The following is a 22052-nucleotide window of genomic DNA, read 5'->3' as shown; positions in this document are numbered from 1 at the left end:
TTGACGTTCCGCGAGGGAAGATCGAACGCCCGTGCCCGCCGGTACCCGACTCCGCGTCAAGGCGCCTCAGGCCCTGCGCCTATGGTTGCTCCAGCACTCCAGGACCGCCTGCCGCTCGCGTTAGGACAGCAAGGACAGCGATGCCCCCCAACACCACCGCCTCATCGGGTGACAAGCCTGGCAAGTCCGGCAGGAAGAAGGGGCGCCGAGCCCGCCTGCTCGTTCTGGTGCTCGTGCTCGCCATCGTCGGGGGCATCGCCTACGGGTCGTACTGGTCGATCAGCACGGTCCGCGCGTCCTTCCCGCAGACCAAGGGTTCGCTCACGCTCAAGGGCCTGTCCGGACCCGTGACCGTGAAGCGGGACGGGTACGGGATCCCGCAGATCTACGCCTCCTCCGACGCCGACCTGTTCATGGCGCAGGGCTACGTCCAGGCGCAGGACCGGTTCTACGAGATGGACGTGCGCCGCCACATGACGTCCGGGCGCCTGTCCGAGATGTTCGGCAAGGGCCAGGTGAAGGACGACGAGTTCCTGCGCACCCTGGGCTGGGACCGGGTCGCCAAGGAGGAGTACGACACCAAGCTGTCGGCCTCGACGAAGAATTACCTCCAGGCCTACTCCAAGGGAGTCAACGCCTACCTCCAGGGCAAGGACGGCAAGGACATCTCCCTGGAGTACGCCGCCCTCGGGTTCGTCAACGACTACAGGCCCGAGCAGTGGACGCCCGTCGACTCGGTCTCCTGGCTCAAGGCGATGGCCTGGGACCTGCGCGGCAACATGGACGACGAGATCGACCGGGCCCTGATGACCAGCCGCCTCGGCCCGCAGCAGATCAAGGACCTCTACCCGGACTACCCGTACGGCCGCAACAAGACGATCGTCCAGGAGGGCCAGTACGACGAGCTCACCAAGACGTTCCAGCAGAGCGGCTCCACGGACGGCTCCGGGACCTCGACGGGCACGAGCGGCTCCTCCACCTCGTCGGCAGGCGGTTCGGCGCTGACAAGCCAGCTGGCGGGCCTCTACGACGTCCTGGACGACGTCCCCACCGCCGTCGGCGTGAACGGCCAGGGCATCGGCTCCAACTCCTGGGTCGTCGGAGGCAAGTACACCATCACCGGCAAGCCGCTGCTCGCCAACGACCCGCACCTCTCGGCCTCGCTGCCGTCCGTCTGGTACCAGATGGGCCTGCACTGCACGACGGTCTCCAGCAAGTGCCAGTACGACGTCACCGGCTACACCTTCGCCGGTATGCCCGGTGTGATCATCGGCCACAACGCCGACATGGCCTGGGGCATGACCAACTCCGGTGTCGACGTCACCGACCTCTACCTCGAGAAGCTCTCCGGCGACGGCTACCTGTACGACGGCAAGACCAAGCCGTTCACCTCGCGCGAGGAGATCATCAAGGTCGCCGGCGGCAGCTCGAAGAAGATCGTCGTACGCCAGACCGCCGACGGGATGCCGCTGCTGTCCGACCGCAACGACGAACTCGTCCAGGTCGGCAAGAAGGCCTCCGTCGACACCGCCGCACCCGACCGGGGTGACGGGTACGGCGTCGCCCTGAAGTGGACCGCCCTCCAGCCGGGCACCACCATGGATGCCGTCTTCGCGCTCGACAAGGCGTCCGACTGGAGCAGCTTCCGCGACGCGGCCGCGCAGTTCGACGTGCCCTCGCAGAACCTGATCTACGCCGACACCAAGAACAACATCGGCTACACGCTGCCCGGCAAGATCCCCACGCGCGCGTCGGGACACGACGGGTCCGTCCCGGCGCCGGGATGGGACTCGAAGTACAAGTGGACCGGCTTCATCAAGCAGGACGAACTGCCCTACGAGTACAACCCGAAGCGCGGCTACATCGTCACCGCCAACCAGGCGGTGGTCGACGACAAGTACCCCTACACGCTCACGACGGACTGGGGCTACGGAACCCGCAGCCAGCGCATCACCGACCTGATCGAGTCGAAGATCAAGGACGGCGGGAAGATCTCCACCGACGACATGCGCCAGATGCAGGTGGACAACAGCAGTGAGATCGCCAAGCTGCTGGTGCCCAAGCTGCTGAAGATCAACCTCGACGACAAGGACGTCCGCGAGGCGCAGAAACTCCTCGAGGGCTGGGACTACACCCAGGACGCCGACTCCGCGGCCGCCGCCTACTTCAACTCGGTCTGGCGCAACATCCTCAAGCTCGCCTTCGGCAACAAACTGCCGAAGGAACTGCGGGTCAAGGGTCAGTGCCTGTGGGTCGACAGGGTCGACAACACCGGCCCGGTGGACGACGACTCCAAGGTCCGCGAATGCGGCGAGCGCGCGGCCGACCAGGCCCAGCCGGACGGCGGCGACCGCTGGTTCGAGGTGGTCCGCAACCTCATGGACAAGCCGGACAGCGACTGGTGGAAGACGCCGGCCGGTGCGGGTGACCGCAACAAGGCGAACAACATGGACGAGCTGTTCGAGCGCGCCATGGTCGACGCCCGCTGGGAGCTGACCGCCAAGCTCGGCAAGGACATCGACACCTGGAGCTGGGGCCGGCTGCACCGGCTGTTCCTGAAGAACCAGACCCTGGGCACCGAGGGCCCGGCCATCGTCCAGTACGTCCTCAACCGCGGCCCCTGGAAGCTCAGCGGCGGCGAGGCCACGGTCGACGCGACCGGGTGGAACGCGGCCGGCGGCTACGGCGTCGTCTGGGTGCCGTCCATGCGGATGGTCGTCAACCTCGACGACCTCGACAAATCCAAGTGGATCAACCTCACCGGAGCCTCGGGCCACGCCTTCAGCGCCCACTACACCGACCAGACGGGCAAGTGGGCGGACGGCGAGCTGCTCCCGTGGTCGTTCTCGGACAAGGCGGTCGACAAGAGCACCGGTGACACGCTCGTCCTCAAGCCCTGAGGCGCCCGACCGCACACCGGTGAACGCGGCCCTCCGCGCGCGCGTGGAGGGCCGCGTTCGCGCGACGGCTCCCTCAGGAGTCCGTGAACCGGCGCGCGCCCGAAGGCGTCACCACCGCCTGCACCGGACGGTCGTGCGCCTCCGCGGGCACGCGCTCGACGACCTCCGTGTCGTACAGCAGCACCACGAGTGCCGGGTGCGCCCCGGCACGCTCCAGACGCGCCAGCACGCGGTCGTAGGACCCTCCGCCGCGTCCCAGCCGCATCCCGCGCGCGTCGACCGCGAGGCCCGGCAGCAGGACGACGTCGGCGTGGAGCACGGCGTCCGGGCCGAGGAGTTCACCCGAGGGCTCGAACAGTGCCATCCGCCCGCCGTGTTGGACCCGCGCGAGGGAGCCCTCCCCGGCGTACGCGCCCCAGCTCAGATCGTTGTCCGGCAGGAGCGCCGGGAGCAGGACACGTACCCCCCGCGTGAGCAGCGCGTCGAGCAGCGTGAGGGTGCCGGGCTCGCTCCCGACGGAGACGTACGCCGCCACCGTGCGTGCACGCGCCAGCTCGGGAAGTTCCAGAGCGTGCTCGGCCAGCGCCTCCGCGGACTCCCTGACGACATCCGTCGTCAACCTTTTCCTCACCCCCAGGAATTCTCGCCGCAACGTTCGCTTGTCAGTGTCGCCCCCGGGTTCACCGTGCTGCACAGGTCATCCCCGCATCCTCTCTAATGTGGTCATATGAGTGCCAATTAACCGGAGCCTCGGATTCTTCGCAAAGGCACCGGATAAGGTTGCGGACATGACTCAGTCACACCCCAGGATCAGCAAGGCTGTCATTCCCGCGGCAGGCCTCGGCACCCGGTTCCTGCCGGCCACCAAGGCCACTCCCAAGGAGATGCTGCCGGTCGTCGACAAGCCGGCGATCCAGTACGTGGTCGAGGAGGCCGTGTCGGCGGGGCTCGACGACGTCCTCATGATCACCGGACGCAACAAGCGTCCCCTGGAAGACCACTTCGACCGCAACTACGAGCTGGAATCGGCGCTCCAGAAGAAGGGCGACGCCGGCCGGCTCGCCAGGGTCCAGGAGTCCAGCGACCTGGCCACGATGCACTACGTGCGCCAGGGTGACCCCAAGGGCCTCGGCCACGCCGTGCTCTGCGCGGCCCCGCACGTGGGCCACGAGCCCTTCGCCGTCCTGCTCGGCGACGACCTGATCGACCCGCGCGACCCGCTGCTCCAGCGCATGATCGAGGTCCAGGAGCAGTACGGCGGCAGCGTGATCGCGCTCATGGAGGTCGATCCCGAGCAGATCCATCTCTACGGCTGCGCCGCGGTGGAGACCACCGTCGACGGCGACGTCGTCAGGGTGACCGGCCTGGTGGAGAAGCCGGACGCGGCGGACGCCCCGTCGAGCTACGCGATCATCGGCCGCTACGTGCTCGACCCGCACGTCTTCGACATACTGCGGCGCACGGAGCCGGGCCGCGGCGGTGAGATCCAGCTCACCGACGCCCTCCAGAAGCTCGCCCAGACGTACTCGTCGGCGGCCACCGCGGAGGAGAGGGTCGGCGGCCCCGTGCACGGTGTCGTCTTCAAGGGCCGCCGCTATGACACCGGCGACCGCGGTGACTACCTGCGTGCCATTGTCAGGCTCGCGTGCGAACGTGAAGACCTGGGCCCGGACTTCCGGACCTGGCTTCGCAGTTACGTAGCCGAGGAGATGCAGCAGAGTTGAGCAGCGCCGCGATCCGTCCCGCCGGCCCGGACCACCTGTGGTCGGTGGACGAGCACCTGGAGGACGTCCTCACCACCGTCCGCCCCCTGGAACCCATCGAGCTGCAACTTCTCGATGCCCAGGGGTGTGTCCTGGTCGACGACGTCATGGTGCCGCTGTCGCTGCCGCCCTTCGACAACAGCTCGATGGACGGGTACGCGGTACGGGTCGCGGACGTGGCGGGCGCGAGCGAGGAGTTCCCGGCCGTCCTGGAGGTCGTCGGGGACGTCGCGGCGGGCGCGGCCGAGCTGACGCCCGTGGGCCCCGGCCAGGCGGCCCGCATCATGACCGGCGCCCCCCTGCCGCCCGGCGCCGAGGCCGTCGTCCCCGTGGAGTGGACCGACGGCGGACTCGGCGAAGGCCCGGTCGCCGGGATGCGGGCGCGCAGCCACGCGCCCGAGGGTGCCGCGGGTCATGTGCGCGTGCACCGGCCGGCCGAGGCCCGCGCCCACGTACGCGCGCGGGGCAGCGACGTGAAGGCCGGCGACCTCGCCCTGGCGGCCGGCACCGTCCTCGGCCCGCCGCAGATCGCCCTGCTCGCCGCGATCGGCCGCGGCACGGCACGTGTGCGCCCGCGCCCGCGGGTGGTCGTCGTCTCCACCGGCAGCGAACTCGTCCAGCCCGACGAGGAACTCGGCAGCGGCCAGATCTACGACTCCAACAGCTTCGCCCTCACCGCCGCGGCCCGGGACGCGGGCGCCATCGCCTACCGGGTGGGTGCGGTCGTCGACGACGCCGACACCCTGCGCGCCACCATCGAGGACCAGCTGGTCCGCGCCGACCTGATGGTCACCACCGGCGGCGTGAGCGTCGGGGCGTACGACGTCGTCAAGGAGGCGCTGGCGCACGTCGGCGACGAGGACGAGGCGGGCGGCGGGATCGACTTCCGCAAGCTCGCCATGCAGCCCGGCAAGCCCCAGGGCTTCGGCTCCATCGGCCCCGACCACACACCCCTGCTGGCCCTGCCCGGCAACCCCGTCTCGTCGTACGTCTCCTTCGAGCTGTTCGTCCGCCCCGCCATCCGCACCCTGATGGGCCTTCCGGACGTGCACCGTCCCCGTGCCAGGGCCACCCTCAAGGGGGACCGGGCGCTCGGCTCGCCCAAGGGGCGCAGGCAGTTCCTGCGCGGGGCGTACGCCGACGGCGAGGTGACCGCGGTGGGCGGCGCCGGCTCGCATCTGGTCGCCGCCCTGGCGCACGCCGACGCGCTGATCGTCGTACCCGAGGACGTGGAGTCCGTCGAACCCGGCAGCGAGGTCGAGGTCGTCCTGCTCGGCTGACCCACGTGCACCCGTCCGCCGGGCGGTCCTGCCCGGTCGTCCGCGCCGGCTTGGCGGTACCGTGTCGCGCACAGCAGGCCCGAGCGCCGCACCGCGACGGGCCCGGACCGGGAGCGCCACACAGCATGACTGAGCCTTCCCGGGGGGAGACCCCCGGACGCCCTGAGCCAGACCGCCTGACGCACATCGACGACGCCGGCGCCGCCCGCATGGTCGACGTGTCCGGCAAGGACGTGACCGCGCGCACCGCCCGTGCGAGCGGACGTGTCCTCGTCTCGCCCCGGGTGATCGACCTTCTGCGCGGCGAGGGCGTCCCCAAGGGCGACGCGCTCGCCACCGCGCGGATCGCGGGCATCATGGGCGCCAAACGCACCCCGGACCTGATCCCGCTGTGCCACCCGTTGTCGGTCTCCGGTGTGAAACTGGATCTGTCGGTCACGGAGGACGCCGTGGAGATCCGGGCCACCGTGAAGACGACGGACCGTACGGGCGTCGAGATGGAGGCCCTCACCGCGGTCTCCGTCGCCGCCCTCACGGTGATCGACATGGTCAAGGCGGTCGACAAGGGAGCGGTCATCACGGACGTACGCGTGGAGGAGAAGACGGGCGGCAAGTCGGGCGACTGGAGCCGGGTGTGAACGCCGGGCCGCCCGCCGGTGGCGCGCCGCGCACGCCGTACCGCGCGCTGGTGGTGACCGCCTCCAACCGTGCCGCCGCCGGTGTCTACGAGGACAGGGGTGGACCGCTGGTCGCGGCGGGCCTGGAGGGCTTCGGATTCGCCGTGGACGGGCCGCGGGTGGTGTCCGACGGGGATCCCGTCGCGGCCGCCCTGCGCGCGGCCGTCGAGGCCGGGTACGACGTCGTCGTCACCACCGGAGGCACCGGCGTCTCGCCCACCGACCGCACCCCCGAGGCGACCCGCGCGGTGCTCGACTACGAGGTGCCGGGCATCGCGGAGGCCGTTCGCGCGTTCGGACGGGAGAAGGTGCCCACCGCCGCGCTCTCCCGTGGTCTGGCCGGGGTGGCGGGCCGGACGCTGATCGTCAACCTGCCGGGGTCCACCGGCGGGGTACGGGACGGCCTGGCCGTCCTGGAACCGCTGCTGGCGCACGCCGTCGACCAGATCCGGGGCGGCGACCACCCCAGACCCAGCACCGGGGGTGCGAGCTGAACAGCCCATCCTGGCCCGTCGTGCTGGTGGACGGCGACGTCGTCCTCCGGCCCATAAGGGTGCGCGACCAACGGGCCTGGCGCGAGGTCAACCGGCGCAACCGCGACTGGCTGCGCCCCTGGGAGGCGACCATCCCGCCGCCCACGCCCAGCGGCCCGATAGCGCACCGGCCGACCTACCGGCAGATGGTCCGGCATCTGCGCTCGGAGGCGAACTCGGGCCGCATGCTGCCCTTCGTCATCGAGTACCAGGGGCGCCTGGTCGGGCAGTTGACGGTCGCCGGGATCACCTGGGGGTCGATGTGCTCGGGTCACGTCGGCTACTGGGTGGACCAGTCGGTGGCCGGCCGCGGGGTGATGCCCACGGCCGTCGCGCTCGTGGTGGACCACTGTTTCCGCACGGTTGGTCTGCACCGCATCGAAGTCTGTATTCGCCCCGAGAACCGGCCCAGCCGCCGGGTCGTGGAGAAACTCGGATTCCGTGAGGAGGGGCTGCGGCCGCGTTATCTCCACATCGACGGAGCATGGCGCGACCACCTCGTCTTCGCCCTCACGGCGGAAGAGGTGCCCGAGGGGCTGCTCGGCCGCTGGCGGCGGGAACGCTCCCGGAGCGGGTCGCCGAAGGCACCGGGCACGACGGGTGCCCAGGACGTGCCCTGGAATCCGCGGAACACCCCAGGGAATCCCACCTAGCCCGAAAATGGAATACGTGTTCGAAATTGATCGACTGGTGACCGTCTCAGGGCATTGAATTCGCGGCTCCGGTGGCCCGTTGATCGCATCGGTCACAAAAAAAGTTCGAAATATCAGCCAGATCGTGCGACACACCGACGCAATTGGCAGATGGCCCCACGCAAACCCCTCTACCGTGTGAGGCGTGAGCAGCAGCGGCCTCATCTACGCAGTCATTGTCGGGGCCTGGGCCGCCTACTTGGTGCCGATGTGGCTCCGTAGGCAGGACGAGCTGAACGAGGCCCGTCCGACGGAACGCTTCAGCACCGCCATCCGGCTGCTGTCCGGACGGGCGGGGATGGAGCGCCGATACGCCAAGGACCTGCGGGCGCGCTCCGCCCCCGAGGGCGAGCAGGGCGCCGACGATCCGGGCGCCGTCACCGACTCGGTGGACGTCCGGGCCTTCGCCATGCCTCCGACCCGCCGTCAGGTCCGGGCCGAGGCGGAGCCGGAGGCACCCGGGCGTCCCGAACCGGCGCGCGACCACGCGGTCGCACAGGCGGCCAAGTCCCCCTCCGTACCCGCCCGTCAGGCAGGCGTCACGCCCGCCCCGGCATCCGCCCCCGCGCGCAAGCGGGTTCCGGACGCGCAGCGTGCGTCCTCGGCGCAGGCCGCCGCGGCGCGAGCCCGGCGCACGAAGGCGCTGGCGCGCCGTCGGCGCACCACCGTGATGCTCTTCGCCGCGTTCACCGTGGGCGCGATCGTCGCAGCCGTCGGGGGGCTGGCGTTCCTGTGGGCGCCGGGCGTACCCGCCGTCATGCTCAGCGCCTACATCGCCTACCTGCGCGCGCAGGAACGCCGGCGCTTCGCCTACCAGATGGACCGGCGTCAGGCCGAGGTCGCCGCACAGCGGTTGCGGGAGCGTCAGCCGCGGCGGCGCGCGCCCGTCGACCCGGGCACGGCGGCCGACGAACCGGCCGAGGGACCAGGGGTCGAGACCGACCCCGGGCTGTCCGCGCTAGCCGCCGACCGGCGCGCCCTCGTCGAACAGACCGACCACGCCGAATGGGTCGACCAGCAGCGCGAGCGGCAGCGCCGGCCCGGGCACGGGGACAGCTGGGACCCGGTGCCGGTGCCCCTGCCGACGTACGTGACCGCGCCGGTCGCGCCCCGCGCCACCTCCGACGTGGACCTGGGGGCGCCGGACGCCTGGAGCTCGGCACGGTCCAGCTCCGTCGCGCCGGAGCAGGAGGCCAAGCCGGCCGTGCCGGAGAGCGAGGCGGAGGCGGCGGAGCCGGCCGACGACCGGCCGGCGGACGGCCGGACGGACGCCCGCCGCGCGGCCTCCGCGCGCCGGGCCCGTGAGCGCGGACGCACGCCGCTGTTCGATCAGTACGAGGACGGCGAGCGCCCGCGGGCGGCCAACGAGTGACACGGGGACGGCGCGGGGTCCCTCCCGGACCCCGTCCCTGACCAGTCAGGGAACGGATTTCCAAGCACCCCGACGGGGATGCTAGAGTTTCACTCGTTGCAAGGGCCTGTGGCGCAGTCTGGTAGCGCACCTCGTTCGCATCGAGGGGGTCTGGGGTTCAAATCCCCACAGGTCCACTGCACAACGAGATCCCGGCGATCATTGCGATCGCCGGGATCTCGTCGTTTCCGGAGTGCCCCGACCCGCGGCCCGGTGGGTACCGGAAGGCGAGTTGGGGCGGGCGGATGTGACGCGGACTACAAGTCCGCCCGCAGGGGCTTGGCGTAGCAGCGGCTCGACTCGTAGTGGCGGTAGTAGCCGAACTTCACACACGGCTCGTAGCCGCTGGAGGCGTACAGGGCGATGGCCTCCGGCTGCTTGGTGCCGGTCTCCAGGACCATGCGGAGGCGGCCGGCCGCGCGGGCGTCGTCCTCCAGGGCGGCGAGCATGCGGCGGGCCAGTCCCCGGCCGCGCATCCCCTCGACGACGAACATGCGCTTGAGTTCGGCGTCGCCGTTCTCGTTGCCCTCGCCGTTCTCGTCCTGGCTGCGCCAGCCGCCGGTGGCCACGGGGCGGCCGGACTCGTCGTAGGCGATCAGGTAGACGCCGTTCGGCGGTGCGAAGTCGGCCGCGTCGAGGGCCGTGGCGTCGCCCCCGTCGCCGTAGCGCACGTGGTACTCGGCCTGGACCTCGTCGTTGAGCTTGACGGCGTCGGGGTGGTCGAAGGCAACAGAACGTATAATCATGTGAGGCATCGTATATTCGTGCAGACGGAAGCGCGGTGGGCATCGGGGCACCGTCCAGTGTGCCGGTATCGTGCCGGGGTGCTGACTGTGACCTCGGTGAATGTGAACGGGCTGCGGGCCGCCGCGAAGAAGGGCTTCGTGGAGTGGCTCGCGGAGACCTCCGCTGACGTGCTCTGCCTGCAGGAGGTGCGCGCGGAACCGCAGCAGCTCCCGGAGGGGGTGCGCGCGCCCGCCGGGTGGCATGCCGTGCACGCTCCCGCGTCCGCCAAGGGGCGCGCGGGTGTCTCCCTGTACACCCGGCGCGAGCCGGACCGGGTGTGTGTCGGCTTCGGGTCGGACGAGTTCGACGCGAGCGGGCGCTACGTCGAGGCCGACCTGCCCGGCGTCACCGTCGCCTCCCTCTATCTGCCCTCCGGGGAGGTCGGCACCGAGCGGCAGGACGAGAAGTACCGGTTCATGGACGAGTTCCTCCTCCATCTGAAGGACCTGCGCGAGCGGGCCGCCGCCGACGGGCGAGAGGTCGTCGTCTGCGGCGACTGGAACATCGCCCACCAGCGGGCCGACCTGAAGAACTGGCGCGGCAACACCAAGAACTCCGGCTTCCTGCCGGAGGAACGGGACTGGCTGACCACCGTCCTGGACCCGGACGACGGCGGCTATGCCGACGTCGTCCGCACGCTGCACCCGGAGACCGAGGGGCCGTACACCTGGTGGTCGTACCGGGGGCGGGCCTTCGACAACGACTCGGGCTGGCGCATCGACTACCAGATGGCCACGCCGGGACTCGCGGCCAGGGCGGTCAAGGGCTTCGTGGAACGCGCGGCCAGCCATGCGGAGCGCTGGTCGGACCATGCTCCGGTCACGGTCGTGTACGACCTCTGACCGGCTGTTCCCGCCTGCTCATCCGGCGGTCCAGGGCCAGGGAGACCTCCGCCTCCACCACGCTGCGCGCCAGGGGGCGCAGGCGTTCCATGTCTTCCCGGGGGCCGTGGCGCAGGACGAGTTCGGCGAAGAGTTCGGCGAGGGCGTCGGCGTGTTCGCGGACGCCGCGGCCGGCCGCCAGGACCTCGGCGAGCGGGAAGCCCTCGCGGACCAGGGCCTCCGAGGCGTCCAGCAGGCGGCGGCTGATGTGCACGATGTCGCCGCCGTCGGTGCCGAGGTAACCGAGGTCCAGGGCGGCGGCGAGGTTCTCCGGGGTGGCCTCGCCCTCGAAGCGGGCGGCGAGTTCCTCGGGGGTGAGGCGGACCGGTTCCTCCTCCGTCGGTTCGATGCCGAGGAGGTCGGCGACGTCGCGGCCCTGGTCGAGGGCTTCGGCGAGCTCCGCGATGCCGTTCAGGGTGTGGCCGCGCTCCAGGAGTGCCGAGATCGTCCGCAGCCGGGCCAGGTGATGGTCGTCGTACCAGGCGATGCGGCCCTCGCGGCGCGGTGGCGGGATCAGCTTGCGCTCGCGGTAGAAGCGCAGCGTGCGCACGGTGATGCCGGCCAGGCCGGCCAGTTCCGCCATGCGGTACTCGTGCGCCCCGTCGCCCTGTCCACCGTCGTCTGCCACGTGCGAAGCCTATGTTGTACCGCCGGTAACTTTCCTGTGTGCGCCCCCTACCCATCAGTACGGAGCTGCTCTACCCTCCAATCGTGCCAGTATTCACTGGCGTAATCATGGTCGATGCGTGGAGGCTCCGGATGGCCCAGCACGAGCAGGTACGGGTGGCGGTGATCGGGTCCGGGTTCGGCGGACTGGGCGCGGCCGTGCGGTTGCGCCGGGAGGGGATCACCGACTTCGTCGTCCTGGAACGGGCCGGCAGCGTCGGCGGCACCTGGCGGGACAACAGTTACCCGGGGTGCGCCTGCGACGTGCCGTCCCACCTGTACTCCTTCTCCTTCGCGCCCAATCCCGACTGGCCGCGCACCTTCTCCGGGCAGGAGCACATCCGCGCCTACCTGGAGCACGTCGCCGACGTGTTCGGGCTGCGGCCCCACCTCCGTTTCGACTCCGAGGTCAAGCGCATGACCTGGGACCCGGAGAAGCTGCGCTGGGACATCGAGACCGCCTCCGGTTCGCTCTCCGCCGACGTCGTCGTCTCCGCCACCGGACCGCTGTCCGACCCGAAGATCCCCGAGATCCCGGGGCTGGACTCCTTCCCCGGCAAGGTCTTCCACTCGGCCCGCTGGGACCACGACTACGACCTGCGCGGCAAGCGGGTCGCCATGGTCGGCACCGGCGCCTCCGCGATCCAGATCGTGCCCGCCATCCAGCCCGAGGTCGCACAGCTCACCGTCTTCCAGCGCACGCCCCCGTGGGTGATGCCCCGCGTGGACCGCGCCATCAGCGCGGGCGAACGCCGGCTGCACCGGGCGCTGCCCTTCACCACCCAGGCCCGGCGCGGGTTCCTGTGGGGCATCCGGGAACTCCAGGTCCAGGCGTTCACCAAGCGCCCCGACGAACTCGGCCTGGTCGAGAGCCTCGCCAAGCGCAACATGGCCCGGGCGGTCAAGGACCCCGCGCTGCGCGCCAGGCTCACCCCGGACTACCGCATCGGCTGCAAGCGGATCCTGCTGTCCAGCACCTACTATCCGGCGCTGACGCGGCCCAACGTGGACGTGGTGGCGAGCGGGCTCGGCGAGATCCGCGGATCGACGGTGGTGGCGGCGGACGGCAGCAGCGCCGAGGTGGACGCGATCATCTTCGGCACCGGCTTCCACGTCACGGACATGCCCATCGCCGAGCGCGTCGTCGGCGCGGACGGGCGGACCCTGGCGGAGACCTGGAAGGACGGCATGGCGGCGCTGCGCGGCGCCGCCGCGGCCGGCTTCCCCAACTGGATGACGATCATCGGGCCCAACACCGGCCTCGGGAACTCGTCCATGATCCTCATGATCGAGTCCCAGCTGAACTACATGGCCGACTACCTGCGCCAGCTCCGTGTCCTCGGCGGGCGTGCGGCCCTCGACGCGCGCCCCGCCGCCGTGGCCGCCTGGAACCACAAGGTCCAGGAACGCATGAAGCGCACCGTGTGGAACACCGGCGGCTGCACCAGCTGGTACCTGGACGCGAACGGCCGCAACACCACCATCTGGCCCGGCACGACGACCGAGTTCCGGCGTGCGACGCAGCGGGTGGATCTCGCCGAGTACGAGGTGGTGCGTGCCCCCCTGGCCGCCGGTACGGGCGGCGCGCAGGACGCCAAGTCCGGTGCGGAGGTGGGCGCGTGAGCCGCCTCACCCACGTGACGACCGGGCCGTACGCGCCGCCCGTGCCCGCGCGTGAACTCACCGTCGTCTCCGCCGACGGCGCGCGGCTGCATGTCGAGGTGCACGGCCCCGAGAACGCGCCCGCCGTCGTCCTCGCCCACGGCTGGACCTGCTCCACCGCCTTCTGGGCGGCGCAGACCAGGGAACTGGCCGCCGGCCACCGGGTCATCGCGTACGACCAGCGCGGCCACGGGCGCAGTCCCGCGAGCCCCGTGTGCACCACCCAGGCGCTGGCCGACGACCTGGAAGCGGTGCTCGCGCACACGCTCGCGCCCGGGGAGCAGGCCGTGATCGTCGGGCACTCCATGGGCGGCATGAGCGTCATGGCGGCCTCCGCCCGCCCGGGCTTCCGTGAGCACGCGGCCGCCGTCCTGCTGTGCAGCACCGGCAGTTCACGGCTGGTGGCGGAGGCACGTGTCATACCGATGCGCGCCGGGGCCGCGCGCACCCGTCTCACGGCGCGGGTCCTGGCCTCGCGCGCCCCCCTCGGGCCGGTCACGCCCGTTGCCCGGAGCATCCTCAAGTACGCCACCATGGGCCCCGGTTCCGCCCCGCAGATGGTGGAGGCGTGCGCGCGGATCGTGCACGCCTGTCCGCGCGCCGTCCGTCACGCCTGGGCGCTCGTCCTCGCGGGCCTCGACCTCGACGCCGGAGTAAGGGAGTTGCGGGTGCCCACGGCGGTCATCAGCGGCGCGTCCGACCGGCTCACGCCGCCGATGCACGCCCGCGCGCTGGTCGCGGCACTGCCGCACTCCCTCGGTCTCACCGAGCTGCCCGGCCTGGGCCACATGACTCCGGTCGAGGCGCCGGAACTGGTCAACGGAAAGATCCGGGAGCTGGTCACCACCTACGTGACGGACGTTCCCGGCCGAGCCGGCGCCGAGGCGCCCGAGCGGATCAAGGAGGGCTCATGAGCAGGGTCGGTCTCGAAGGACAGGTCGCCGTCGTCACCGGAGCGGCGCGCGGGGTCGGCGAGTTGCTCGCCCGCAAGCTCTCCGCGCGCGGGGCGAAGGTCGCGCTGGTCGGGCTGGAGGAGGAGGCGCTCAAGGAGGTCTCCGGGCGGCTGCACACCGACAGCGCCCACTGGTACGCCGACGTCACCGACCACGAGGCGATGAGCCGGGTGGCGCGGGAGGTCAAGGAGCGGTTCGGGAAGGTCGACATCGTGGTGGCCAACGCCGGTGTGGCGAACGGCGGTCCGTTCGCCGAGTCGGATCCCGGGGCCTGGCGGCGGGTGATCGAGGTCAACCTGGTCGGCTCGGCGATGACGGCCCGCGCGTTCCTGCCCGTGCTCACGGAGAGCCGGGGATATCTGCTGCAGGTCGCGTCGCTGGCCGCGATCACGCCGGCGCCCATGATGACGGCGTACTGCGCGTCCAAGTCGGGGGTGGAGGCGTACGCGCACAGTCTGCGCGCCGAGGTCGGGCACCAGGGCGTGCGGGTCGGGGTCGCGTACCTGTCCTGGACGGACACCGACATGGTGCGCGGCGCCGACCAGGACGAGGTGATGCGGGAGTTGCGGCAGCGGCTGCCGTGGCCGTCGAACAAGACGTACCCGCTGGGCCCCGCCGTGGACCGGATCGTGGCCGGGATCGAGCGGCGCTCGGCGCATGTGTACGGGCAGTGGTGGCTGCGGGGGATGCAGGGCGTGCGCGGGTACCTGCCGGCGTTGATCGGGACGGTCGGGCAGCGCGAGATGAAGCGGTTCGCACCCCGCCTGCAGGGCATGCGCACCGGACTCGTCGGCGCAGGTGGGGCGGCTGACGAGGAGGCGCGCGCTACGCACCGTCATTGATCGAAATGCGTGCGTGGTCGGCCCGTGTGAATCTGGTCGAGGCCCCACTGAGGGCCGATCCCCTCACCCTCCACGGGAGTGAACCCACATGGGTATGAAGGACAAGGCCGGCAAGACGCAGGGTCAGGCCAAGCAGAAGATGCACGAAACCCAGGAGCGCACGCAGCAGCGGGGCCAGCAGGCCCAGCAGGTTCCGCAGCGTGGCCAGCAGGCGACGCAGGTTCCGCAGCGTGGCCAGCAGGCGACGCAGGAGCGTGGCCGGCAGATGCCTGAGCGCGGTCGTCGGAACATGGACGACACCGAGCAGGAGATGCAGGACCGGTTCGACCAGGACTACGACGCCTAGTCGTTGCACTGGCCGGAGCGACCTACGTGGGGCGTCCTTCTCTGAGGAGGGCGCCCTGCGTTCGGCTTTGGGGTGGCGTCCAGGGGAGGGGTGCGGGGCGGTGGGGGCTTGTCGCGCAGTTCCCCCGCGCCCCTTTGGGTGCTCACCTGGGGGGAAGGCGGGGGCGGGAGCGGTCCGGGACCTGGCTGTAGTCCGGTGGCTGGGCCGGCGGGTGGTCGGTCAGGAGGTCCAGGGCCAGTTGGATCGCTTCGTCCATCTCCACGTGGCGGCCCTCCGCCCAGTCCAGCGGGGTGCGCAGGACCTCCACGTCGGGGGCGACGCCGTGGTTCTCGACGGACCAGCCGTACTCCTCGAACCAGGCCGCGTTCATCGGCACCGTGATCACCGTGCCGTCGCCCAGGCGGTGCCTGCCGGTCATGCCGACGACTCCGCCCCAGGTGCGCTGCCCGACGACCGGGCCGAGCCGCAGCAGCTTGATCGCGGCCGTGATCATGTCGCCGTCGGAGGAGGTGGCTTCGTCGGCGAGCGCGACGATCGGGCCGCGCGGGGCGTTGGAGGCGTACGACACCGGCTGCGCGTCCCTGGTCAGGTCCCAGCCCAGGATGGTCCGGGTGAGTTTCTCGACGACGAGTTCGCTGATGTGGCCGCCCGCGTTGCCGCGCACGTCGACGATGAGCGCGGGGAGCGAGACCTCCCGGCGCAGGTCGCGGTTGAACTGGGCCCAGCCCGAGCCGCCCAGGTCCGGGATGTGCAGGTAGCCGCATCTGCCGTCGCTCATCTCCCGCACCACGGCCCGGCGTTTGGCCACCCAGTCCTGGTAGCGCAGCGGCCGCTCGTTGATCAGCGGGAGGACGGCGACCCGGCGCGCGGGCCCCGGCTCGCCGTCGCCGGGTACGAAGGTCAGCTCCACCGTCGTACCGCCGGCGCCCGCGAGCAGCGGGTACGGGCCGGTCAGCGGGTCCACCGGCCTGCCGTCCACGTGCGTGAGCACCGCGCCCTCCCGGATCCCGGTGCCCGCGAGCGGGGAGCGGGCCTTGGAGTCGGAGGAGTCGCCGGGCAGGATCCGCTTGACCGTCCAGCCGCCGTCCCGGCGTACGAGGTCGGTGCCGAGCAGGCCCTGGTAGCGCTGGTAGTGCGGCGGGCCCTCGTTGCGGCGGGCGGGGGTGACGTAGGCGTGGGAGGTGCCCAGTTCGCCGAGGACCTCACGCAGCAGGTCGGCGAAGTCGTCGGGGGAGGAGACCCGTTCGACCAGCGGACGGTACTGGTCGAGCACCGCGTCCCAGTCGATGCCGCACATTCCGGGGTCCCAGAAGTAGTCGCGGATGAGGCGGCCCGCCTCGGCGTAGGACTGCCGCCACTCGGCGGGCGGGTCGACCGTGTGCAGGATGCGGCGCAGGTCGATCCAGACGGTCGAGTCGGCGTCGCCGGACTCGGTCGACGGCACGGCCCGCAGATCGCCCTCGTCGACCACGACCAGGCGGCTGCCGTCGCCGCTGACCGTGAACCAGTCCAGGTGGTCGACGAGTTCGGACTTCTTCGCCTTGCTGATGTTGAAGTACTCCAGGGTCGGCCGGCCGCTGGTGTCGGCGGGATTGACGAAGGTCTCGCCCAGCGCGCCCGAGATCGGCCAGCGCAGCCAGACCAGACCGCCGCCCGCGACCGGGTGCAGGGCCGAGTACTTCGAGGCGGTCACCGGGAACGGGGTCACCCGGCTCTCCAGCCCCTCCACCTCGACGGTGACCGTGCTGCCCTCGCCGGACTCCTCGTCCTCGAGCGGGTCCAGGCCGCCCGCCGCCGGGCGCCCGTCGGGGCTGAGGGCGAAGGGGGAGGGGGTCGCCGAGGAGAGCGGAACCAGGTAGGGGCGGCAGCCGAGCGGGAAGGACAGGTCGCCGGTGTGGACGTCGTAGACCGGGTCGAAGCCGCGCCAGGACAGGAACGCGAGATAGCGGCCGTCGCGGGTGAAGACCGGGTTCTCGTCCTCGAAGCGGCCGTCGGTGACGTCGATGACGAGCCGGTCGCTGATGCGGGCCAGCTTGATCTGCCGCAGCGAACGGCCGATGCCCGGATGCGACCAGGTCAGCCACGACCCGTCCGGTGAGAAGGCCAGATCACGGACCGGACCGTTGACCGACTGGACCAACTCGGTGACCACGGCGTCGCAGACCACACCGTCGGCGGAACCGGCGGATTCCTCGGCGCCCTCGGCGCCCTCGACCTCCTCGGGCACGTCGATCAGCAGCAGCCGTCCGTCGTGGGCCGCCACCGCGAGCCGCTCGCCCAGCGGGTCCGACACCAGTTCGAGGACGCGGCCCAGTCGGCCGGAGGCCAGCCGGCGCGGCGGGCGGCAGCCGCTGGCCCGGGGCAGGTGGGCGATCTCGACCGCGTCCGCGCCGTCGGCGTCGGTGACGTACGCGATCTGCCCGGTCGAGCCGAGCATCTCGGGGAGCCGCACCCGCACCCCTGGTGTGTCGGCGATGGTGCGGGCCGGGCCGTCGCGGTGGGTGAGCCAGTACAGGCTGCCGCGTACGACGACGGCGCTGGCCCGTCCCGTCTCGTCCACGGAGACGCCGTCGACGTGCTGGGCGGCGGGCACCTGGTAGGGGCGTCGCCCGGCGCGCGGTCCGGACAGCCGCACGTCCAGCCTGCGGGGCACCGAGCCCGGGCCCAGGTCGTCGACGAGCCAGAGGTCGCCCGCGCACTGGTACACCACCCGGTCGCCGTCGCTCGCGGCGTGCCGGGCGTAGAAGGCGTCGTGATCGGTGTGCCGGCGCAGGTCGGAGCCGTCGTAGGCGCAGGAGTAGAGGTTGCCGACGCCCTCGTGGTCGGAGAGGAAGGCGATGCGGCCGGCGACGAACATCGGGGAGTCCAGATGGCCGCCGATGCCGGCGAGCAGTCGCTGCCCGTGCAGCCAGAGCCGGCCCATGGCGCCGCCCCGGTAGCGCTTCCAGCCGGCCGGTTCGTGCGGCGGGGTGCCGGTGAGCAGAAGGGTCCTGCGGTCGCCCCCGATGTCGGCGACCTGGAGATCGGAGACCGGCCCCCACGGCAGCTTGCGGCCCGGGTCGCCGTCGGGGGACACCTTGTAGGCCCACGAGAAGTAGGAGAACGGCTGCCCCTGCGAGGCCACCGCGAGGATGTCGGCGTCACCCTCCGGGCCCGGGATCGTCCAGCCGCACACCCGGGTGTCGGCGCTGCCCCAGTACGTCAGCTGCCGTCCCGGCCCGCCGTCCACGTCGGTCAGGTGGATCTCGGGCACCAGACTCCGCCAGCTCGTGTACGCGATCCGGCGGCCGTCCGGCGAGAAGCGCGGATGGCCGACCTTGGTGCGGTCGACGGTGAGCCGCCAGGCGCGGCCCGGGGCTCCCAGCGAGGTCAGCCAGAGGTCGTCCTCGGCCACGAAGCACAACAGGTCACCGTGGAGGTGCGGCAGGCGCAGATAGCTCACCTCCCCATGCTTTTCCGGGTGCAGGAGGCCAGCAACTCGTGGACGCGCGCGCCTGGCGGCCGCACGTGAGAGAGCACACGTACGAAACGGTTTCGTTTCTGTAGATCGCGGGGTATCTTCAACATGTACGCAGTGAGGTGCAAGATGTACGCACCCTGCTGCCGACGGAACAGGAAAGGGTGAGTGGCATGGCTGAGGTCGCAACGGCGCGTCGCAGTCGGATCACGCCCGAGCGTGAGGCCGAGCTGTACGAGGCTGTGCTCGACCTGCTCCGTGAGGTCGGCTACGACGCCCTCACCATGGACGCCGTCGCCGCCCGCACCAAGTCCAGCAAGGCCACCCTCTACCGCCAGTGGGGCGGCAAGGCCGAGCTGGTGGCCAAGGCGGTACGGCACAACAAGCCGGGGGGTGCGGGTTTCAGCAAGATCGACACCGGTTCGCTCCGGGGCGATCTGCACGCCATGACCCTGCGCTCGGATGACTGCGAGATGGAGCAGAACTCCGCGCTGATGCGAGGTCTCGCCATGGCGGTCCACGGCAACCCGGACCTCCTGGAAGCGTTCAAGGAGCATCTGATCGGGCCCGAGATGGCCGAGTTCAACCAGGTGCTGCGGCGCGCCATCGACCGGGGCGAGGTCCGTGCGGACAACCCGGCGATCGGCTTCGTGATGCACATGGTGATCGGCGGGTTCGCCGCCCGTTCCCTGATCGACGAGCAGCCGCCCAGCCAGGCCTTCCTCCTGTCGTACATCGACGCCGTGGTGCTCCCCGCACTCCGCGCGCCCATCACCGGCTGACCCTTCCCCACACCCAGCCCACCTGACGTCTCCGCTCACGTCGTCGGGCCGATCACCCCTGTCCTCCACGGGGTCGATCACCCCTGCCCTGCATACCCCACGACCTGACCGGGAGAAACGACCTCGTGGCCACGTTCCTGTACAAACTGGGCCGGCTCGCCTTCAGGCGACGGCATTACGTCGCCCTGCTGTGGGTGGCGCTGCTGACCCTCGCGGGAGTCGGCGCGGCCAGTGCCCCCGCCGCCGGCAACACCTCCTTCTCGATCCCCGGAACCGAGGCCCAGAAAGCCTTCGACCTGCTGGACCAGCGCTTCCCCGGCACCAGCTCCGACGGCGCCACCGCGCGCGTGGTCTTCAAGGCGCCGGCCGGCGAGAAGATGACCGACAAGCTCAACAGGGCCACCGTCAAGAAGACCGTGAAGGAACTCGGCGAGGACTCCGAGGTCGCCTCGGTCGCCGACCCCTACAAGGGGCACGCCGTCAGCAAGAACGGCGAGGTCGCGTACGCCTCGGTCAACTACAAGGTGTCCGGCATGGAGCTGGAGGACTCCTCACGGGACGCCCTGAAGGCGGCCGCGCAGGACGCGCGGGACGCCGGGCTGACCGTGGAGATCGGCGGTGACGCGCTCAGCGCCGCGCCCGAGACCGGCTCCAGCGAGGTCATCGGCATCGCGATCGCCGCGGTCGTCCTGGTCGTCACCTTCGGCTCGCTGCTCGCCGCCGGGTTCCCGCTGCTGACCGCGATCATCGGCGTCGGCATCGGCGTTTCCACGATCACGGCCCTGGCCAGCGCCCTCGACCTGGGCTCCACCACCTCGACCCTGGCCACGATGATCGGCCTCGCGGTCGGCATCGACTACGCGCTGTTCATCGTCTCCCGCTACCGCGCGGAACTCTCCGAGGGCCGCGAACGCGAGGAAGCCGCAGGCCGCGCGGTCGGCACGGCGGGCTCGGCGGTCGTCTTCGCCGGTCTGACGGTCGTGATCGCCCTGGTCGGACTCTCCGTCGTCAACATCCCGATGCTCACCAAGATGGGAGTGGCCGCCGCGGGCACCGTCGTCGTGGCCGTCCTGATCGCCCTCACCCTCATCCCGGCGCTGCTCGGCTTCGCGGGCCGCAGGATCAGGCCCACCGGCGAGAAGAGCAGGCTGCTCGGCGGCGGCCGCCCGAAGAAGAAGCACGCCGACCGGCCCAACATGGGCACCCGCTGGGCCAGCTTCGTCGTACGGCGCCCGGTCGCCGTCCTGCTGCTCGGTGTCGTCGGCCTCGGCGCGGCGGCGGTCCCCGCGACCTCCCTGCAGCTCGGCCTCGGCGACGACGGCTCCCAGCCGGCCTCGACCACCCAGCGCCGCGCCTACGACCTGCTCTCCGACGGCTTCGGCCCGGGCTTCAACGGCCCGCTCATGGTCGTCGTCGACGCCAAGGACAGCGCCCACCCGAAGTCGGCGTTCAAGAAGGTCGACAACGAGATCAAGGGCCTCAAGGACGTCGTCACGGTGACCCCGGCCGCCCCCAACAAGGCCGGCGACACCGCGACCATCACCGTCATCCCGAATTCCAAGCCGTCCTCGACCACCACCGAGGACCTGGTCCACGCGATCCGCGACCAGGGCACCGAGATCACCGCCGACACGGACGCCAAGGTCCTGGTGACCGGTTCGACGGCGATGAACATCGACGTCTCGCAGAAGCTCGACGACGCGCTGATCCCCTACCTGGTCCTGGTCGTCGGCCTCGCCTTCCTGCTGCTGATCGTGGTATTCCGCTCGGTCCTGGTGCCGCTGAAGGCGGCCCTCGGCTTCCTGCTCAGCGTGATGGCGGCCCTGGGCGCGGTGGTCGCGGTCTTCCAGTGGGGCTGGCTGTCCGGCCTGCTCGGCGTCGAGGAGACCGGCCCGGTCATGTCGATGATGCCGATCTTCATGGTGGGTGTCGTCTTCGGCCTCGCCATGGACTACGAGGTGTTCCTCGTGACCCGGATGCGGGAGGCGTACGTCCACGGCGAGAAGCCGAGCCAGGCCGTCGTCACCGGCTTCAAGCACGGGGCGCGGGTCGTCACGGCCGCCGCCGTCATCATGATGGCCGTCTTCTCCGGCTTCATCGGCTCCAGCGAGTCCATGATCAAGATGATCGGCTTCGGCCTCGCGATCGCCGTCTTCTTCGACGCCTTCATCGTCCGTATGGCGATCGTCCCGGCGGTGCTCGCCCTGCTCGGCAAGCGCGCCTGGTGGCTGCCGAAGTGGCTGGACCGCGCGCTGCCCAACGTCGACGTCGAGGGGGAGGGCCTGCGCGCCCTGTCCGGCCGGAACGCCGACGAGGGCGGCAAATCTGACAACGACGACGAGGACCGCCAGCTGGTACGCGCCTGACGCGCCGCTCGGGACAGGCCGCCGGTGAGGGTCCGTGGGGACGGGCGCCCTCACC

Annotated in this window: 18 protein-coding genes and 1 tRNA gene; 15 read left to right on the top strand and 4 right to left on the bottom strand. The window is 71.1% G+C overall.

Annotated features, from left to right (window positions below):
* Positions 1-140: 140 nt before the first annotated feature.
* Positions 141-2900: a penicillin acylase family protein gene (locus ACFXI4_RS00405; protein ID WP_384986802.1), complete on the top strand. Its 2760-nt coding sequence runs from the start codon at positions 141-143 to the stop codon at positions 2898-2900.
* A gap of 73 nt (positions 2901-2973) precedes the next feature.
* Here the strand turns inward: ACFXI4_RS00405 and ACFXI4_RS00400 are convergent, their stop codons facing one another.
* Positions 2974-3594 carry a 5-formyltetrahydrofolate cyclo-ligase gene (locus ACFXI4_RS00400; RefSeq protein ID WP_384986800.1) on the bottom strand — a complete coding sequence of 207 codons (621 nt, stop codon included), beginning with the start codon at positions 3592-3594 and terminating at the stop codon, positions 2974-2976.
* Positions 3595-3688: 94 nt separating this feature from the next.
* Between ACFXI4_RS00400 and galU the strand changes: the two genes are divergently transcribed.
* The 7 genes from galU to ACFXI4_RS00365 all read left to right on the top strand — a co-directional run bounded on the left by galU (position 3689) and on the right by ACFXI4_RS00365 (position 9393).
* Positions 3689-4624, top strand: coding sequence for a UTP--glucose-1-phosphate uridylyltransferase GalU (gene galU / locus ACFXI4_RS00395; RefSeq protein ID WP_362726437.1), 936 nt, complete (start codon positions 3689-3691; stop codon positions 4622-4624).
* Positions 4621-5943, top strand: coding sequence for a gephyrin-like molybdotransferase Glp (gene glp, locus ACFXI4_RS00390; RefSeq protein WP_384986798.1), 1323 nt, complete (start codon positions 4621-4623; stop codon positions 5941-5943). The genes galU and glp overlap by 4 nt, the downstream gene beginning before the upstream one ends.
* A gap of 125 nt (positions 5944-6068) precedes the next feature.
* Positions 6069-6581, top strand: coding sequence for a cyclic pyranopterin monophosphate synthase MoaC (gene moaC / locus ACFXI4_RS00385; protein ID WP_362726442.1), 513 nt, complete (start codon positions 6069-6071; stop codon positions 6579-6581).
* On the top strand, positions 6578-7114 hold the full coding sequence (locus tag ACFXI4_RS00380) for a molybdenum cofactor biosynthesis protein B (RefSeq protein ID WP_384986796.1): 537 nt from the start codon (positions 6578-6580) through the stop codon (positions 7112-7114). Before moaC ends, ACFXI4_RS00380 begins: the two co-directional genes overlap by 4 nt.
* 20 nt (positions 7115-7134) lie before the next feature.
* The gene (locus tag ACFXI4_RS00375; RefSeq protein ID WP_384986794.1) at positions 7135-7806 is read left to right on the top strand and encodes a GNAT family N-acetyltransferase; all 672 of its coding nucleotides are present in this window, start codon (positions 7135-7137) and stop codon (positions 7804-7806) included.
* A gap of 184 nt (positions 7807-7990) precedes the next feature.
* Positions 7991-9217 (top strand): gephyrin-like molybdotransferase receptor GlpR, encoded by a 1227-nt coding sequence (gene glpR, locus ACFXI4_RS00370; RefSeq protein WP_384986792.1) that lies wholly within the window; start codon positions 7991-7993, stop codon positions 9215-9217.
* 102 nt (positions 9218-9319) lie between these two features.
* Positions 9320-9393, top strand: a tRNA-Ala gene (locus ACFXI4_RS00365).
* A 120-nt stretch (positions 9394-9513) separates the two neighbouring features.
* Here ACFXI4_RS00365 and ACFXI4_RS00360 read toward each other — a convergent pair.
* Entirely contained in the window at positions 9514-10002 is a 489-nt protein-coding gene (locus ACFXI4_RS00360) for a GNAT family N-acetyltransferase (protein WP_384986790.1), read from the bottom strand.
* A 78-nt stretch (positions 10003-10080) separates the two neighbouring features.
* Here ACFXI4_RS00360 and ACFXI4_RS00355 point away from each other — a divergent pair, with 78 nt between their 5' ends.
* Positions 10081-10884 carry an exodeoxyribonuclease III gene (locus tag ACFXI4_RS00355; RefSeq protein ID WP_384986788.1) on the top strand — a complete coding sequence of 268 codons (804 nt, stop codon included), beginning with the start codon at positions 10081-10083 and terminating at the stop codon, positions 10882-10884.
* Here the strand turns inward: ACFXI4_RS00355 and ACFXI4_RS00350 are convergent.
* Complete coding sequence (locus ACFXI4_RS00350) at positions 10862-11506, bottom strand: MerR family transcriptional regulator (protein ID WP_362716609.1); 645 nt, start codon at positions 11504-11506, stop codon at positions 10862-10864. The two genes, ACFXI4_RS00355 and ACFXI4_RS00350, sit on opposite strands and share 23 nt — an antisense overlap.
* 176 nt (positions 11507-11682) lie before the next feature.
* Here ACFXI4_RS00350 and ACFXI4_RS00345 point away from each other — a divergent pair, with 176 nt between their 5' ends.
* The 4 genes from ACFXI4_RS00345 (at position 11683) to ACFXI4_RS00330 (ending at position 15392) form a co-directional block, all read left to right on the top strand.
* Positions 11683-13212, top strand: coding sequence for a flavin-containing monooxygenase (locus ACFXI4_RS00345; protein WP_384986786.1), 1530 nt, complete (start codon positions 11683-11685; stop codon positions 13210-13212).
* Positions 13209-14165, top strand: coding sequence for an alpha/beta fold hydrolase (locus ACFXI4_RS00340; RefSeq protein WP_384986784.1), 957 nt, complete (start codon positions 13209-13211; stop codon positions 14163-14165). Before ACFXI4_RS00345 ends, ACFXI4_RS00340 begins: the two co-directional genes overlap by 4 nt.
* Positions 14162-15046: an SDR family oxidoreductase gene (locus ACFXI4_RS00335; RefSeq protein WP_384986782.1), complete on the top strand. Its 885-nt coding sequence runs from the start codon at positions 14162-14164 to the stop codon at positions 15044-15046. Before ACFXI4_RS00340 ends, ACFXI4_RS00335 begins: the two co-directional genes overlap by 4 nt.
* Before the next feature lie 88 nt (positions 15047-15134).
* A complete protein-coding gene (locus tag ACFXI4_RS00330) occupies positions 15135-15392 on the top strand; it encodes a hypothetical protein (RefSeq protein ID WP_384986780.1) in 258 nt (85 codons plus the stop codon).
* A gap of 142 nt (positions 15393-15534) precedes the next feature.
* On the opposite strand, the gene ACFXI4_RS00325 is transcribed toward ACFXI4_RS00330, so the two are convergent.
* On the bottom strand, positions 15535-18834 hold the full coding sequence (locus ACFXI4_RS00325) for a S41 family peptidase (RefSeq protein ID WP_384986778.1): 3300 nt from the start codon (positions 18832-18834) through the stop codon (positions 15535-15537).
* A 188-nt stretch (positions 18835-19022) separates the two neighbouring features.
* Between ACFXI4_RS00325 and ACFXI4_RS00320 the strand changes: the two genes are divergently transcribed.
* Entirely contained in the window at positions 19023-19631 is a 609-nt protein-coding gene (locus tag ACFXI4_RS00320; protein WP_384986776.1) for a TetR/AcrR family transcriptional regulator, read from the top strand.
* Positions 19632-19756: 125 nt separating this feature from the next.
* Positions 19757-21997 carry an MMPL family transporter gene (locus tag ACFXI4_RS00315; protein ID WP_384986774.1) on the top strand — a complete coding sequence of 747 codons (2241 nt, stop codon included), beginning with the start codon at positions 19757-19759 and terminating at the stop codon, positions 21995-21997.
* The last annotated feature ends 55 nt before the right edge of the window (positions 21998-22052 follow it).

The organism is Streptomyces sp. NPDC059224 (assembly GCF_042754285.1).
Taxonomy (GTDB): Bacteria; Actinomycetota; Actinomycetes; order Streptomycetales; family Streptomycetaceae; genus Streptomyces.
This window is presented reverse-complemented; position numbering and strand designations above follow the sequence as displayed.

Coding starts and splice junctions, on each gene's coding strand:
- ACFXI4_RS00360 (WP_384986790.1), bottom strand. CDS start 10,002: ATGATTATACGTTCTGTTGCCTTCGACCACCCCGACGCCGTCAAGCTC.
- ACFXI4_RS00345 (WP_384986786.1), top strand. CDS start 11,683: ATGGCCCAGCACGAGCAGGTACGGGTGGCGGTGATCGGGTCCGGGTTC.
- ACFXI4_RS00405 (WP_384986802.1), top strand. CDS start 141: ATGCCCCCCAACACCACCGCCTCATCGGGTGACAAGCCTGGCAAGTCC.
- ACFXI4_RS00335 (WP_384986782.1), top strand. CDS start 14,162: ATGAGCAGGGTCGGTCTCGAAGGACAGGTCGCCGTCGTCACCGGAGCG.
- galU (WP_362726437.1), top strand. CDS start 3,689: ATGACTCAGTCACACCCCAGGATCAGCAAGGCTGTCATTCCCGCGGCA.
- ACFXI4_RS00350 (WP_362716609.1), bottom strand. CDS start 11,506: ATGGCGGAACTGGCCGGCCTGGCCGGCATCACCGTGCGCACGCTGCGC.
- ACFXI4_RS00330 (WP_384986780.1), top strand. CDS start 15,135: ATGGGTATGAAGGACAAGGCCGGCAAGACGCAGGGTCAGGCCAAGCAG.
- moaC (WP_362726442.1), top strand. CDS start 6,069: ATGACTGAGCCTTCCCGGGGGGAGACCCCCGGACGCCCTGAGCCAGAC.
- ACFXI4_RS00320 (WP_384986776.1), top strand. CDS start 19,023: ATGGCTGAGGTCGCAACGGCGCGTCGCAGTCGGATCACGCCCGAGCGT.